At 26.3% G+C, this 16,307-nt stretch carries 17 protein-coding genes; 3 read left to right on the forward strand and 14 right to left on the reverse strand.

The annotated features are described in order from the left end of the window. Positions 1 to 45 precede the first annotated feature (45 nt). On the forward strand, positions 46 to 1,521 hold the full coding sequence (locus tag AC4FQW_RS05655) for a nicotinate phosphoribosyltransferase (protein WP_303130124.1): 1,476 nt from the start codon (positions 46 to 48) through the stop codon (positions 1,519 to 1,521). Between the two features lie 73 nt (positions 1,522 to 1,594). Here AC4FQW_RS05655 and AC4FQW_RS05660 read toward each other — a convergent pair whose 3' ends face one another. Together AC4FQW_RS05660 and AC4FQW_RS05665 are read right to left on the reverse strand one after the other, a co-directional pair. Continuing rightward, complete coding sequence (locus AC4FQW_RS05660) at positions 1,595 to 1,741, reverse strand: hypothetical protein (protein ID WP_303130123.1); 147 nt, start codon at positions 1,739 to 1,741, stop codon at positions 1,595 to 1,597. A gap of 131 nt (positions 1,742 to 1,872) precedes the next feature. Then, positions 1,873 to 2,202, reverse strand: a complete 330-nt coding sequence (locus AC4FQW_RS05665) for a hypothetical protein (RefSeq protein WP_303130122.1) — start codon at positions 2,200 to 2,202, stop codon at positions 1,873 to 1,875. Between the two features lie 365 nt (positions 2,203 to 2,567). Here AC4FQW_RS05665 and perR point away from each other — a divergent pair, with 365 nt between their 5' ends. Next, complete coding sequence (gene perR, locus AC4FQW_RS05670) at positions 2,568 to 2,975, forward strand: transcriptional regulator PerR (RefSeq protein ID WP_303130121.1); 408 nt, start codon at positions 2,568 to 2,570, stop codon at positions 2,973 to 2,975. A 42-nt stretch (positions 2,976 to 3,017) separates the two neighbouring features. On the opposite strand, the gene AC4FQW_RS05675 is transcribed toward perR, so the two are convergent. Next, the gene (locus AC4FQW_RS05675; protein WP_491147766.1) at positions 3,018 to 4,235 is read right to left on the reverse strand and encodes an extracellular solute-binding protein; all 1,218 of its coding nucleotides are present in this window, start codon (positions 4,233 to 4,235) and stop codon (positions 3,018 to 3,020) included. Positions 4,236 to 4,324: 89 nt separating this feature from the next. Between AC4FQW_RS05675 and AC4FQW_RS05680 the strand changes: the two genes are divergently transcribed. Beyond that, the gene (locus AC4FQW_RS05680) at positions 4,325 to 5,230 is read left to right on the forward strand and encodes a hypothetical protein (protein WP_491147768.1); all 906 of its coding nucleotides are present in this window, start codon (positions 4,325 to 4,327) and stop codon (positions 5,228 to 5,230) included. 134 nt (positions 5,231 to 5,364) lie between these two features. Here AC4FQW_RS05680 and AC4FQW_RS05685 read toward each other — a convergent pair whose 3' ends face one another. From AC4FQW_RS05685 to AC4FQW_RS05735, 11 genes are all read right to left on the reverse strand, one after another. Beyond that, positions 5,365 to 5,943 (reverse strand): hypothetical protein, encoded by a 579-nt coding sequence (locus AC4FQW_RS05685; RefSeq protein ID WP_491147769.1) that lies wholly within the window; start codon positions 5,941 to 5,943, stop codon positions 5,365 to 5,367. A gap of 147 nt (positions 5,944 to 6,090) precedes the next feature. Continuing rightward, a complete protein-coding gene (locus AC4FQW_RS05690) occupies positions 6,091 to 6,363 on the reverse strand; it encodes a hypothetical protein (RefSeq protein WP_491147771.1) in 273 nt (90 codons plus the stop codon). Between the two features lie 45 nt (positions 6,364 to 6,408). Beyond that, positions 6,409 to 6,927: a hypothetical protein gene (locus AC4FQW_RS05695; protein ID WP_491147773.1), complete on the reverse strand. Its 519-nt coding sequence runs from the start codon at positions 6,925 to 6,927 to the stop codon at positions 6,409 to 6,411. Between the two features lie 150 nt (positions 6,928 to 7,077). Next, the gene (yihA, locus tag AC4FQW_RS05700; RefSeq protein WP_303130113.1) at positions 7,078 to 7,674 is read right to left on the reverse strand and encodes a ribosome biogenesis GTP-binding protein YihA/YsxC; all 597 of its coding nucleotides are present in this window, start codon (positions 7,672 to 7,674) and stop codon (positions 7,078 to 7,080) included. A 14-nt stretch (positions 7,675 to 7,688) separates the two neighbouring features. Continuing rightward, positions 7,689 to 9,998 carry an endopeptidase La gene (lon, locus tag AC4FQW_RS05705; RefSeq protein ID WP_491147776.1) on the reverse strand — a complete coding sequence of 770 codons (2,310 nt, stop codon included), beginning with the start codon at positions 9,996 to 9,998 and terminating at the stop codon, positions 7,689 to 7,691. 129 nt (positions 9,999 to 10,127) lie between these two features. Continuing rightward, positions 10,128 to 11,426 (reverse strand): ATP-dependent Clp protease ATP-binding subunit ClpX, encoded by a 1,299-nt coding sequence (gene clpX / locus AC4FQW_RS05710; RefSeq protein WP_491147778.1) that lies wholly within the window; start codon positions 11,424 to 11,426, stop codon positions 10,128 to 10,130. Positions 11,427 to 11,452: 26 nt separating this feature from the next. After that, the gene (gene clpP, locus AC4FQW_RS05715; protein ID WP_303131189.1) at positions 11,453 to 12,049 is read right to left on the reverse strand and encodes an ATP-dependent Clp endopeptidase proteolytic subunit ClpP; all 597 of its coding nucleotides are present in this window, start codon (positions 12,047 to 12,049) and stop codon (positions 11,453 to 11,455) included. Between the two features lie 148 nt (positions 12,050 to 12,197). Next, positions 12,198 to 13,481, reverse strand: a complete 1,284-nt coding sequence (gene tig / locus AC4FQW_RS05720; RefSeq protein WP_491147780.1) for a trigger factor — start codon at positions 13,479 to 13,481, stop codon at positions 12,198 to 12,200. Positions 13,482 to 13,578: 97 nt separating this feature from the next. Further along, a complete protein-coding gene (locus tag AC4FQW_RS05725) occupies positions 13,579 to 14,400 on the reverse strand; it encodes a hypothetical protein (RefSeq protein WP_491147781.1) in 822 nt (273 codons plus the stop codon). Positions 14,401 to 14,481: 81 nt separating this feature from the next. After that, complete coding sequence (locus AC4FQW_RS05730) at positions 14,482 to 14,628, reverse strand: hypothetical protein (protein WP_491147783.1); 147 nt, start codon at positions 14,626 to 14,628, stop codon at positions 14,482 to 14,484. Positions 14,629 to 15,012: 384 nt separating this feature from the next. Further along, positions 15,013 to 16,206 carry a TcaA 3rd/4th domain-containing protein gene (locus AC4FQW_RS05735; RefSeq protein WP_491147784.1) on the reverse strand — a complete coding sequence of 398 codons (1,194 nt, stop codon included), beginning with the start codon at positions 16,204 to 16,206 and terminating at the stop codon, positions 15,013 to 15,015. Between the last annotated feature and the right edge of the window lie 101 nt (positions 16,207 to 16,307).

The raw sequence follows: 16,307 nt of genomic DNA on the forward strand, positions 1-16,307 counted from the left end.
TAAGTTGTACAATAGTTTTAAGTATTTTTTTAGAGGAGTTGACTTATGAATAGTATAACAACTTTTGATGTTAGAGATAACAGAAACCTAACTATGTTAGTTGATTTTTATGAATTAACTATGGGAAATGGTTACTTTGAAAAAGGGATTCAAGATAGAATAGCTTATTTTGATATGTACTTTAGAAGAGTTCCAGATGGTGGTGGATATTGTATAATGGCTGGTGTTAAGCAATTAATAGAATATCTTAGTTCACTAAAATTTACAGAAGATGATATAGCTTACCTGAAATCTAAAAATATTTTTTCAGATAGCTTTTTAGAATATCTTAAAAATTTCAAATTTACTTGTGATGTTTGGGCTGTTCCAGAAGGAAATCCAGTATTCCCAAATCAACCACTTGTTACAGTAAAGGGACCTGTTGTTCAAGCACAATTTATCGAAACTATGATTTTATTAACAGTTAATCATCAAACTCTTATAGCTACTAAAGCTAATAGAATTTGTAGAGCTGCAAATGGAAAAACAGTTATGGAATTTGGATCAAGACGTGCTCAAGGTTATGATGGAGCAATATATGGAGCAAGAGCTGCTATGATTGGTGGTTGTAATGCTACTGCATGTACTATAGCAGATCAACGTTTTGATATACCAGCAGTTGGTACTATGGCTCATAGTTGGATTCAATTATTTGATACTGAATATGAAGCATTTAAAACTTGGGCTGAAGTTTATCCTGACAATTGTCTTTTACTTGTTGATACATACAATGTTTTAAAATCCGGAATACCAAATGCTATAAAAGTATTTGATGAAATTTTAAAGCCACTTGGAAAAAGACCTGTCGGTATAAGAATAGATTCTGGTGATATAACTTATTTAACTAAAAAGTGTAGAGAAATATTAGATAAAGCTGGATATAAGGATTGTAAAATTGTTGTTTCAAATTCTTTAGATGAATATATTATTAGAGATGTATTAAGTCAAGGCGCTTGTATTGATTCTTTTGGTGTTGGTGAAAGACTTATAACAGCTAAATCAGAGCCTGTATTTGGTGGTGTTTATAAGTTAGTAGCTGTAGAAAAAGAAGGTAAAATAGTTCCTAAAATAAAAATAAGTGAAAATAACGAAAAGATAACAAATCCAGGTTTTAAGAAAACAATAAGAATTTTTGATAAAACTACACATACAGCAATAGCAGATTTAATAATGTTACATGATGAAATAATAAACGAAAATGAACCTTTAACTATATTCCATCCTATTCACACATGGAAAAAGAAAAGATTAACTAATTACTATGTTAAAGATTTAATGGTTAAAATTTTTGATAAAGGAACATTAGTTTATAATTCTCCATCTGTAATGGAAATAAGAGATTATGCTAAAAAAGAAACTGAAAAACTTTGGCCTGAAGTTTTAAGATTTGAAAATCCTCATACTTATTATGTTGATTTATCTGATAAACTATGGTCCTTAAAGCAAACTTTACTTCATTCAACAACAAACTTTTACTCATAACAATAAAAATAACATTGATATTTAAGTATCAATGTTATTTTTATTTTAAATATTATTTTATAAATTATATTTTCTATAGTTCTATAAGTTTAAAATCATTAAATTCTAAATATTCTCTAAAGACGCATTCATCACTTTTTTCTAACTCTTGAACTATAGGACATTCTTTATAACAGTTAACCTGTTCTTCTTCCGTTGACCAAAACGGACACATTCTCATATTTCCTCACCCCATAAAGTACCTTATATACATCTTCATTATATATTAACTTTTTTTAAAAATAAATACTTTTTACAATTTTTATAATAATTGTAAAATAAAAAGAACCTCATTAAATGAGGTTCCTTTTATTATCTTAAACAACCAGTATTTTTTCCTACTGATATATCTATTATTTCATTTTGGAATGCTTTTAATAAAGCTTTTTCTAATACTTTTTCTTTATTAAAGTTTTCTATATTTTTGCATACAGCAAAAACTTTATTAGTTTCTCCATTTATGTTTCTATATGTAAGTGTAACATTAGGCTTATCATACTCTACTTTTAATATTTTTATTCCCCATGAAATTTGAGCAAAATCATTTTCTATATGTAATCTAGTTAATTCTTTAAGTTTTTCCTTTTCTTCATTAGGATCATTTATTATTAATAATTCGTCTCCAACTTTATATTTACTCATAGTAATTCCTCCTAGAATTATATTTTTTAATATATATTACCATTTTAGTTTTTTGGGTTCAACTATACTTTACTCTAAAATTTAAATTTAATTCTTTATTAAAATTTAAATATAAAAAAAATATAGAACAGTCTTTATTGCTGTTCTATGTAAAATGAAATGAACACGGAATTTGTTAATCAATTAACAACTTTGTTTATATTTTAACATTGTTCATTATAAATATCAAGTAATTTTTTTAAATATTATTTTTGTTATTTAATATATATTATTAGTAAATTATGATAATTTTTTAATACTTATTGACTATGTGATTTAAAAAGCATATAATAACAATAGTATTACAGGTTAAGGAGTGTAAAAGTATGGAGAATATAACAGCTATTTTCAAAGAAAAAAAGCTTAAGTTAACACCTCAAAGACTTGCTGTTTATAAATATTTAATGAGTACAAAAGAACACCCATCAGCTGAAGTAATATATAAAGCTATACAGAAAGATTTTCCTACTATGAGTTTAGCTACTGTTTATAAAGCTTTAAAAACTTTAGTTGAGGTTGGTTTAGTTCAAGAATTAAATGTAGGCGAAGGCAACTTTAGATATGACGGAAATATGAATTCACACCCTCATATACAATGTATTAATTGTGGTAAAGTAGATGATTTAATGAATATATCTTTAGATCATTTAAATAGTGAGGTTGAACAAAAGTCAAATTATAAAGTTTTATCTAACCAAACTTATTTCTACGGTCTTTGTAAGGATTGTCAATAGACATTACTATAAAATAAAAAGCAAATCATTAATGATTTGCTTTTATTTTTTATCTAAAATCCTATTCCATTCTTTACCGTCATATTTTCCACTTAATACATTTCTACATTCATCATTTATTTTTTTTATATTTTCGTTTGAAATTACATTAAAATATACTTTGTTTATTTCTTCCGCACTTGATATTCCATTTGCCATTTTTATTTGAACACCTTGTAGATTGCTATCAGCAATTTTATTTCCTGTTATATAATTTTTTGAAGATATTTTTTGAAAAATTCCACTATTTATAATATATCTAAAAAATTTATCAACAGCATCAAAATTTTTACTTCCTACAGATGAACACAATATTGTATCTGTTAATATTGGTGAATTTACTATTTTATTGTTTATATGCATTTGATCTACTACACCTATATTATCAGAATCGCTTTTTATATCATTAGCTCCTAAAGTAGTCATTAAAACGACAGGGGTTTTTCCCTCATTGAATTTCTTTACAGCATCATCATCTTCTATAAACATATTTTCTTTTATTATATTTTTATTATATAAATCATTCATTATATCAAATATTTTTTGACCATTTTCTATAGAATATATCTTCTTATCCATGTCATTTATGTAATCTAGTTTATACATATCATATATTATACTATCATTTGCTATTAATGCACTTATTAATAATTCTTTACTATACTCACTGTACATCTTTGTAGGTATTTTTATATTTTTCTCATTTAATTTTTTAAATAAATAATTTAAATCATTTTCCTCTACTGCTATACCTAACTTTTCAAGTTCAGTTTTATTGTAAACAAGTGATACTGAATACGGACTAAGGCCTAATCCAAAATTTCTTCCTTCAAAAATACCATATAAAGTACTTATATCTGTAAATTCTTGTTTTGTCTTTTCAGATTTAAAAAGATATGTAAGCTCTCTTAAAATTCCCTTTAAATTATAATCACTAAATCTATAACCATCTAATAGTAATAAACAGCTTTCTTTATCTTCTGTAATTTTCTTTAACATCTCTTCATTACTCTTTAAAGGAACTATATTTATTTTTATACCTTCTTCTTTTTCATATTCCTTTATTATTTCTGGTATATAGCTTATAGATTTTGTATCTATAGTATTATAATACAAATTTAAAGTATTTTCATCATTATTATTATTTTTTTTCATACTACACCCCAAAATACTTATAGCCATAATACTAATTAAACTTAAAACTAATATTTTTTTGTTCATTTTAAACCTCCTCCTTTCTTATTATAGTTTACCTAAGTATTCATTAAATTATATATGTTTCATATACTTTATTGAAGGAGGTTTTTTACATGAATAAAATTTTTAAAACTTTATCCCTATCTATTTTTGTTTTAGTATTTGTTATATTTATAATATATTTAACTAAAGTTAATTACAAAGAAACAATAAATGTAACATCTCCAACAGTATTACAAAACAATTCAAATGTAGATTTAAATAACGATGGTAACTTTGAAAGTATAAAAATAATTCAAATAGATAACAATAAACAAGATATTGAGATAACTACAATTGATAAAACATTTCTTTTAAGTTCATTAACAAAAAATAATTATTTATCTAATTGTAGCAATTCATACTCTATTAAAGTTCGATTATTAAATATTTCAAGAGATAATAAACCTAGGATATTAGTTCAAGGATATTTAAAAGAAAAACCTGTAACATATTTATTTTCTTATACTGATAAAAATTTCAAATTAGAATACTACTGTAATAACAGCAATATTTCTGGAATTATAGATTCTAATCTTAATAGAACCCCACAAATAGCTTTTTTTAATAGCTCTGATTTAAATAAGTCCTTTAAAAACTTTATGATAATAAATAATAATTTAATAGATATAAGTAAAAATTCAATTAAGACATATGGAGCATCAGAAATATTAAAATTAATTGATATTATATGCTTAGAATATGAAGTAGTTGATTATCCCAATATTTTTCATAAAAATGCAACTGATGATTCAATATCACCTATATGGTCTTTAAATAAAAATGATTTTATGTATTCCTTTAAAAATGGATTCTTTTATGACAACGAAGTTGATAAAAATGGTGTCCTACAAAATATCTCTTGGTCTCTACAATTTGAAAAAATTAATAAAATCTCTAATGAAAAAGAAATTTTCAAATTAAATGTTGAATCTTCAAGAGATGAAAATAATAATTTCAAAATATCTAGCATAAAATAAAAGGCCGCTCGTGCGGCCTAAAAGGGGGATGGGGGGGTGCTATATTATAATATAATATAATATAGCTTGTAGGAGAACATTTCTCCGGTACAATTATATTATTGACTACATATAAAAGTTTTATACAATATTTCTTAATCTAAATCTCCTTTTTTATATAGTCCTATAATCTTATCTACAAATTCAACTCTATCTCCTGACACTGCATTTCTAAGGGCTAATAACATATCCATATTAGGATCTCCCGTATTGTATTTGTTACTTTTCTTTTTATTGTTATTATTTTTATTTTGATTGCTTTGATTATTCATATTATTCATTTGCATAAGTTGAGCTATAATTGCCATAGGATTTAAATTTCCCATATTATTCATACCATTTCCATTAAAATTTCCCATATTAGCACTCATGTTATTAAGAAATTCCATAGGATTCATATTATTTACATTCATATTATTTTGACTTGCATTTGAATTATCATTTTGATTAGTGTTTTGACTATTGTTAAATCCATTCATGTTTGGAAATGAACTTAAATCAATTCCTTCCTTCTCCATAGATGCAATTATGTTGTTTAACTTATTCTGATCTATATTCCCAATCATATTCATAAGTTGATTTGGATCTATACCAAACGGATTATTATTCAAATCATTAAATGACATATGTTTTTCATTAGAATCACTCTTACTTCTATGCCTTTTTTTAGCCATATTAGCTCCTCCCAAAAACTATTTTAATTCTATTATATGTATATATTTTGTATTGGTTATTATTTTTGAGCTTTTTTTTGGAGGGTATAAAACCCTCCAACAATTATCAATTTATATTAAATTGATTAATTTATTTTATTATACTAATTAGTATCTTCCATAACCTGTTCCGCATCCACAACAACAGAAAATTAAGATTATTATAATCCACCAATTACCAAATCCATTATTTCCGCATCCATCATTTCCGCATCCACCACAGTTTCCAAATCCATTATTTCCACAGCAACATAAAAGTAATATTATTATAATCCACCACCAGCATCCATCGCCAAATCCATCATGATTATGAACTGGAGCTTGAGCATAAGGTGAAACTACGATAGTTCTATCATTACAACAACAATTTTTGTGTGACATAAAAAATTCCTCCTTTATCTATCCAAATCTATTTAATTTATTTTACTAGCATCCACAATTGTTTCCACAGTTTCCAAATCCATTATTTCCACAGCAACAGAAAATTAAAATTATTATAATCCACCACCAACAGTTTCCATATCCACCATATCCACCGTATCCATCATAAGCTGGATAAGCGTTAGCACCTTGTAATCCACATTCTGGTACATATACTGTTTGTTTTACTTTTTTAAATTTAGGTTCATCACAGCAACAACAGCAACAACAATTTTTACTCATATCATTATACCCTCCATATCCATAGTTATTTCTTTGGCAACCACACCAAGCTAATAATAAAATTAGTATGAGCCATGTGTTATTTCCACAACCACAGTTATTTCCGCAATTAAAATTATCATCACAATTCCAATCACATCCACAACCATCATAATCTCCTATTCCATCATCAAAATTGCAATCAAATTCATTTTCATCAAAATTACAACATTCGTCATTACAATTGCAATCATCTGAATCCGGACAATCACTGAAGCCATTTAGGATATCATTAATCTCCATATATCTCTTCTGACCTCCTCCTTATTTGTTTTTATAGTATATATTATTCTTCAGCAAATTATTTGACACTATTTTTTTAAATTAAGATAAAGTTCTACAAAATAAAAAAGGTTTAAAGAAAGTTAAAATAACTTCTTTAAACCTTTTTTGTTATTCAGTATCTTCAGCTACATCTCCAAATAAATTTTCAATTATTTGTTCTGTACCTTTTTTAGTAAGTGATGAGTAAAAATATAATTTATCTTCTTTATCTAACTTAAGAGTATCTCTTATAACTTTTTCACTCTTTCTTAAATTATTATTAGATAATTTATCACTTTTAGTTGCTACAACTATTACGTCATAACCATAGTGTTTTATCCACTCATGCATCATAACATCATCTGCTGTTGGCTTATGTCTAGAATCAACTAAAAGAATTACTCTCTTTAATTCTTCTCTTCCATTTAGGTAGGTTTCAATTACCTTTCCCCAACTTTCCTTTTCTTTTTTAGAAACTTTAGCATATCCATATCCTGGTAAATCAACTAAATAAAAATCATTATTTATTAAGAAAAAATTTATAAGTCTAGTCTTTCCTGGAGTTTGACTTACCTTAGCTAATTTTCTTCTATTAGTTAAAGCATTTATTATTGAACTTTTTCCAACATTTGATCTTCCAACAAAAGCAACTTCAACTCTATTATCAACTGGATATTGGCTTTGCTTAACTGCCGATGTTATAAATTCAGATTGTTTTATTCTCACGTTTATCACTCCAATTATTTTACTATTGCATTATTTAAAACAGTATCAATTTGTTCTGCAACTATTATATTTAATCCCTTTTTAATAGATGCTGGTATACTTTCTATATCTTTTTCATTTCCTTTAGGAATTATTATAGTATCTACACCAGCTCTAACAGCTGCAAGTGATTTTTCTTTAAGTCCACCTATTGGTAAAACTCTTCCTGTTAAAGTTATTTCACCTGTCATTGCCACATTATGTTTAACAGGCTTATTTGATAATGCTGAAACTAATGAAGTTATCATAGTAACCCCAGCAGATGGTCCATCTTTAGGCACTGCCCCCTCTGGAACATGTATATGAATATCTTTATTTTTATAAAAATCTAAATCTATTCCATACTTACCTGCATTAGCTCTAACATAAGTAAGGGCTGCTTTTGCTGATTCTTGCATAACATCTCCAAGCTTACCTGTTAATTGTAATTTCCCTGTACCTTCCATAATCATAGCTTCAACCGGAAGTGTATCTCCTCCATAAGCAGTCCATGCAAGTCCTGTAACAACACCTATTTTATCTTCCATATCAATTTTATCATAATTAAATACTTTTTTACCTAATAGACTCTCCACTTTCTTAGAATTTATACTTAATTTTTCTTTATTTTTCTTTATCATTTCTGTTATAGCTTTTCTAAGAATAGAAGATATAACTCTTTTTAAACTTCTAACTCCTGATTCTCTAGTATATCCCTCAATCATTTCTTTTATAGCAGAATCACTTATTTTTATATTATTTTCTTCTAAGTTATATTCTCTTAAAAGTTTTGGAATTAAATGATCTTTAGCTATATGGAATTTTTCTTCATAAGTATATCCTGATACCTCGATAACTTCCATTCTATCAAGTAATGCTCTAGGTATAGTATCCAAACTATTTGCAGTAGCAATAAAAAATACATTAGATAAATTAATTGGTAATTCTAAATAATTATCTCTAAAATTAAAGTTTTGTTCACTATCTAAAACTTCAAGAAGAGCATCTGCTGGATCTCCCTTATAATCTGAACTAATTTTATCAATTTCATCAAATAATATAAGAGGATTATTTGTTCCTGTTTCTTTTAAAGAATATGCTATTCTACCTGGTATAGCACCTACATAAGTTTTTCTATGACCTCTTATTTCTGACTCATCTTTCATCCCGCCCAAGGCTATTCTTGAATACTTTCTATTCATAGCCTCAGCTATTGATTTAGCTATAGATGTTTTACCAACACCAGGAGGTCCCACCAAGCAAAGTATAGGTCCCTTCATACTTTTACTCATTTGCTTAACTGCTAAATATTCAATAATTCTTGTTTTTACATCTTTTAGTCCATAATGTTCATTGTTTAATACATCTTCTGCCTTATTTATATTAATTGTATCTTTGCTACTCTTTTTCCAAGGCATGTCCAGTATCCAATCAAGATATGTTTTTATTACAGCTTCCTCTGAACTTGATGGTCCCATACTTTTTAATCTATTTAGCTCATATTCAGCCTTTTCCTTAACTTCTTTTGGAAGTTTCGCATTAGAAATTTTATCTTCATATTTTTTAATTTCAATCTTAGTCTCATCATCTTCGCCAAGTTCTTCTTGAATAACTTTAAGCTGTTCTCTTAAATAATATTCTTTTTGGCTCTTCTCAGTATTTTCTTTTACTTTATTAGAAATCTTTTTTTGAATTGTTATAATTTGAATTTCTTCATGAATCATAACTAACATTCTTTCAATTCTTTTCTTTAAATCTATAGTTTCTAATAATTCTTGTCTATAATCTTCTCTAGTTATAGCAACCGTGCTTACCATATCTACAAATTCATGAACTTTATTATCAATTTCTATGGCTTTTATAATATCCTTAGAACTTTCTCCTGTAAGTTTCATAAATTTTATAAATATACTCTTTAAAGATTTTATATAAGCTTCTATTTCAACACCTTTTACTTCTTCTTCTTTAATTCTCTCTAATTCAACTTCTAAATAAACTTTTTTAGCCTGATATTTTTTAATTTTAGCTCTTTCTTTGCCTTCAACTAATACTCTTATAACATTATCAGGTAGCTTTATTATCTGTTTTATATCACATATTGTTCCAACATTGTTTATATCACTTTTTTTAGGATCATCTATTTCTGGATCTTTTTGCGGAGCCAAAAATATTTTCTCTCCATTTTGCATAGCTGCCTCAACAGCTGCTTTTGATTTATCTCTTCCAACATCAAAGTGAGTTACCATATTCGGAAAAATAGTTATTCCCCTTAGAGGAATTAAAGGAAGAATATTTTCATTTGTCATACCTATCTTCCTCCTATATTAATAATTATTATTTTTATTAGACTTAATAAGTATACCATAACCATAACTTTTTTCAATAATTCCATCTATTAAGAAAAAAACACTCTTATTAAAAAGAGTGTTTTTTATTTAAGCTGTTTCCATATCATCTTTATTTTTTAATGATTTTTCAGCAAGAGAAGGTCTAACTGAGCCTTCTGGTAATCTTTGAATTTCTGGCTTTGAACCTTTTTTAATAGTATCTTCTGTAATAGTTACCTTTGTTATTCTTTCGTCTGAAGGAATTTCAAACATTATATCCATCATCATTTCTTCTATTATAGCTCTTAAACCTCTTGCTCCAGTATTTCTGCTCATAGCTTCATCTGCTATAGCATCTAATGCTTTTTCTGTAAATCCTAATTCTACATCATCAAGCTCAAATAATTTTTTATATTGCTTAACTAAAGCATTTTTTGGTTCACATAATATTTTAACTAAAGCTTTTTTATCAAGAGATTCTAAAGTTACTAATATAGGTAATCTACCAACAAATTCTGGTATTAATCCAAACTTTAAAAGATCTCCTGGCATTATTTCTTTAAATAATGTCCCTAAATCTTTTTCTTGTTTTGATTGTATATCTGCTCCAAAACCTATTGAACTTTTTCTAGTTCTCTTTTCAATTATTTTATCTATTCCATCAAACGCTCCACCACAAATAAATAATATATTTGAAGTATTTATTTGTAATAAATCTTGATGAGGATGTTTCCTTCCACCTTGTGGTGGTACTGAGGCAACAGTTCCTTCTAATATTTTTAAAAGGGCTTGTTGTACACCTTCACCTGATACATCTCTTGTAATTGATGGATTTTCAGATTTTCTTGCAATTTTATCTATTTCATCAATATATATTATACCTTTTTCAGCTTTCTCTATATCAAAATCAGCATTTTGTATTAGCTTTAAAAGAATATTTTCTACATCTTCACCAACATATCCAGCTTCAGTTAATGTTGTTGCATCTGCTATTGCAAATGGAACATTTAATACTTTAGCTAATGTTTGTGCTAATAATGTTTTACCTGAACCTGTTGGTCCTAATAATAATATATTACTCTTTTGAAGTTCTACATCATCATTTGATGACTTTTTACTGTTAATTCTTTTATAGTGGTTATAAACAGCAACAGCTAATGACTTTTTAGCTGAATCTTGCCCTATAATATATGAATCAAGATATTCTTTAATTTCTTGTGGCTTTGGTAATTCTTCTGTCATTACATCGCTTGTTTCTTCGAATTCATCCTCAATAATTTCTGAGCATAATTCTATACATTCATCACAAATATATACTCCAGGACCAGCTATTAATCTTTTAACTTGATCTTGACCTTTACCACAAAAAGAACACTTTAATTGTTTCTTTTCTTCATATTTAGCCATATTTTCACCTCACTGTATGGCAAACCTTAAGCTTTTTCTATTTCATTCTTAGTTATAACTTTATCAACTAATCCATATTCCATAGCTTCATCTGCTTCTAAGAAGTAATCTCTTTCAACATCTGCTTTTATTTGCTCTAAAGGTTTACCTGTATTTTCACTTAGTATTTGATTTAATTTATCTTTTATTCTTAGAATTCTCTTTGCATGTATATCAATGTCTGTTGCTTGACCTTGGAATCCACCTAATGGTTGGTGTATCATTATTTCAGCATTTGGAAGAGCATATCTTTTTCCTTTTTGTCCTGATGAAAGCAAGAAAGCTCCCATTGATGCAGCCATTCCTATACATATAGTGCAAACATCTGGCTTTATATATTGCATAGTATCATATATAGCCATACCTGATGTTATTGATCCTCCTGGACTGTTTATGTAAACATAAATATCCTTATCTGGATCCTCACTTTCTAAAAATAATAATTGTGCTACTACTAAATTTGAAGTAACATCATTTATTTCACCATTAATCATTATTATTCTATCTTTTAATAGTCTTGAGAAGATATCATAACTTCTTTCTCCTCTATTAGTTTGTTCAACAACCATTGGAACTAAACTCATAATCGTTCCCTCCTTTTTAATGTAACTTAAATAAAATTATACTCTAAGATTATTCTTTTGTTAATATTTTTATTTGAAATAATTGCCAGAAAATACTTTTCTGGCAATTATCTTATAGTTACATTTATTAAATTTTAATATATCAAAACTATTTGCAGTTATCTTCTAATAACTTTATTGTTTTTGCAATAACGATATCTCTTTCTATCATAGCTTTTTGAGTTTGCATTAACATTTCAGCCATTTTTTCAGCTTCATCTCCTGCATACATTTTAGCTATTTCAGTAGCTTTTTCTTTAACTTCTTCTTCTGTAGCTTCTATTTTTTCAGCTTTAGCTATTGCTTCTAAAACTAAGTCAGCTTTAACTTTCTTATCTGCATTTTCTTTCATATAAGCTCTCATTTTTTCTTCAGTGCTTCCAGTGAATTGCATGTATTGCTCTAATGATAATCCTTGGTATTTTAATCTATTTTCAAGATCTCTAACCATGTTATCTATTTCTTTTTCTACCATTACTTCTGGAACTTCCATTTTTGAATTTTCAATAACAGCTGTTATTAAAGCATCTTCGTATTCTCTTTCTAATGAAGCTTTCTTAGTTTCTTCAATTTTTCCTTTGATATCTGCTTTTAATTCATCTAAAGTATTAAACTCTGATACTTCTTTAGCAAATTCATCATCTAATTTTGGTAATTCTTTAACTTTTATTTCTTTTACTTTAACTTCAAAAGTAGCTTCTTTACCATTTAATTCTTCTCTTCCGTAGTTTTCTGGGAAAGTAACTTTAACTTCTTTTTCTTCTTCAACACTTAATCCAATTAATTGATCTTCAAAGTTATCTATGAATGAACCTGATCCAATTTCTAATGAATAATCATGTCCTTCTCCACCTTCAAAAGCAACTCCATCTATAAATCCTTTAAAATCTATAACAGCTATATCACCTTTTTCGATAGCTCCATCTTCTTTAGTTTCTATTCTAGCATTTTGTTGTTGCATATTTTTTAATTGTGCTTCAATTTCTGAATCTTCAACAACAGCTTCTTTCTTTTCTACATTTAATCCTTTGTATTCTCCAAGTTCGATTTCTGGATATAAAGTAACTTCAGCAGTATAAACTAAATCTTTACCTTCTCCAACTTCTAAAACATCTACTTTTGGGAAATCAACTGGTCTTAAGTTGTTTTCTTCTATTAATTTTGGATATGTTTCATTTATTACAGTGTTTATAGCATCTTCAAAAAGTACTTCTATTCCGTAGTGCTTCTTAACCATTGCCATTGGCACTTTACCTTTTCTGAATCCAGGTACACTGAATCTATTTTTATTTTTGTTGTATGCTTTATTTAAAGCGGCAGTAAATTTTTCTGCCTCTACTTTTACTTCAAATTTAACAACATTAGCTTCTATCTTTTCCATTTTAGCTTCCATTTGCTCTTCCTCCTAAAATAGTTCTTTAATCACATTTATTAACTAGGTTATTATAACATAAATTTCTACTTATTATCAAACCATTTGTTATATATAGTTATTTTGAAGTATTATCACTTAAAATACTCCCCTTATTGTTTAATATATATTCAGTTTTGTCAATTTTAACTTCTATTCCTTTTTTATCTACAACTTTTCCAAACTCTATATTTTTACCACCAGACTTTGGTACAATTTTTTGAGTTTCATTTTTCAAATTATATATCCAAATATATTGTTTCTTTGCTGCACTTCCAAAGTAAGGTAAGTTACTTACATAAGCGATATTTTCATTATCTATAAATTTAGCTTGTGAATGCCATATATAACCCTTATATTTATTTAACATAACATCTTTTGGATATTTTTCTCGTTTAGTTGAAATATATTCTTTTCTTGTTATATCTTTAATTTTGCCATCTATATCAATTATTTTCAAATTTTGATCTTTATCTAAAACTAAAATCATTTGTTTATCAGGAGATATATCATAGCTTATTCCCTTTTTATCTTCTATTCCTATAAATTCTTTTTTATTATCTTTTTCTTCGTATTCACATTTTATAGTATCATTTTTGCTAAGCTTTACTTCAAGTTCTTTTTTCTTTGGAACTTCTTCTTTAACTTCTTCTTGCTTTGGAGGAGCTTCCTCAACTATTTCTTTTGGCGTTTCAGGCTTATTATTGTTGTTTGTACTATCACTATCAACCCACGCTTGTAATTTTGACCTTACATTTGAAAAATCCATATCTTCTATTTTAAGCTTATAAATTAGTATACCCGTTATTATGGCCGCTAAAATAACGCCTATAGTTATTTTTATTTTTCTTTTTTTCATTTTTCTTTCGTAATCTTTACTAAAAATACTTGGTTTCGCCAAAATATTCCCTCCTAATTTTATTAACTATTGATATTTATTATATAATATAAATCTTATCAAATAATAAAATTTTTCTTATTTTTATTTATTTTTATTTTTGCATTTACAATTACATTGTCTTATTCCTAATTCACTTTGTTCTTTCTTTGTAAGCTTAGCTATATTTTCTGTATACCCTTCATATTCTGGTGTATCTTTTAAATGTGTTTTTTTCTCTATTCTTAACATAAATTTTCTACTCCTTCATTAATTAATAAACTACATTTTATCATAAATAAGCTATCATAATAATAAATAATAACTTATTTATAACTTTATTAATAAATACAATTTTCTATTTTTAAATACATTTTAAACTATATATTAACAAACAGTAAAAATATATCTTTTTATTTGATTTATTTTTTTATTTTAGTTATAATTATATTAACAAATAAATAAAACAAATTTGCCCATACCACTCTATTAGCAAACGCTATAGAGTTTAAATAAACCCCACAAAATGTTCATTTATTCCCTTTCTTAAATGAACATAACCCTTTAACCTGTGCTAATTTTAGTACAGGTTTTTTTATTTAAATCATACATGCAATCAAGGCATGTATGATTTATTTACAATGAAAAATTTTCTATATCTGTTATAATCCATTCATTATTCTTATATAATACTTTTGTTAAAAACTTTTTGCTTTTTTCTTCCCTACCAATTCCAAATAAAACTTTACTAGTATCATAATTTGCATTACAAACAACGGTCCCTACATACTCTCCATTTTTATATTGAAATTTACTTTTTTCCTTATCTAATTCTAGAGATATTAAGGTATATTTATTTTTTAATATAAAATATTTTTCTTCTAATATAGAATATATTTTATTTTTAGTTCCCTCTGTTGTTAGTTGTATTTCATTTTTATCTTCATTATTTAAGGAATTAAACACACTCTTATAAAATAAATTCATAGTATTATCTATCTCACTCCAAAGCTTATTATTAGTTATATTTAAACTTAATGATATATTTGGAACATCTTTTACTGTTACTTCTTCCCCTTTTATTGTTCCCCAAGGGAAATTATTACTTAGTGAGAGCTTTATACTTCCGTCTGATGGCATAGGTCCTATATTTTTAAAATCAGAAACTTTTATTTCACTATTTTCTCCATTTACAAGTACATTAGCATCTTTAAACTCACTTTCTACACTAACTAATAATCCATTTAATTTAAATTCTACATCCTTATTATCCATTAAAACAATATTTTCTGTTGATTTCATTTCACCATATTTATTTTTAAGATTTCCACTTAATTTATAAATACCAGGTATTAAATTTTTTAATACTTCACCTTGCTTTATACTATTATCATTTAAATAAATAGAAGCATCTTTATAATTACTTGTAACTTTTAACTCTAAAGTTTTTAAACTTATATAATAATCATCTAAAAATAATCCTTTATCTTCTTTAAGTTCAAATACCTTACTTTTACCAGTACTATTTAAAGCATCTACTATAGTATTTACTTCTGAGTTTTCTCCTTTATAATATTCTATTAAAGGCTTTAATTCTTTTCTTGAAATTTTCTTTCCATTTATTCTTAGTACATCTTTAAGTTTATTATAGCTTCCCTCTTCAAGTCCTAATTCAAATTTTTTCATTACACTTTCTTTATTACTATTAATACTTCCTAACATGTAACCCATTATTAAAAATATCATTAATACAGAAAAAACAACTATAATTTTATTTTTTATAATAAATACTTTTATATCTCCCATTAATTCTTTTAATTTTTCTCTCAAATAACTCCCACCTCATTACTTTTTACATATATAATACCCTTTATACAATAAAAATCAATATTTTTATATAAAAAAACGAGTGAATAATTCACTCGTACAAA

Source organism: Clostridium sp. TJA085 (assembly GCF_058310235.1).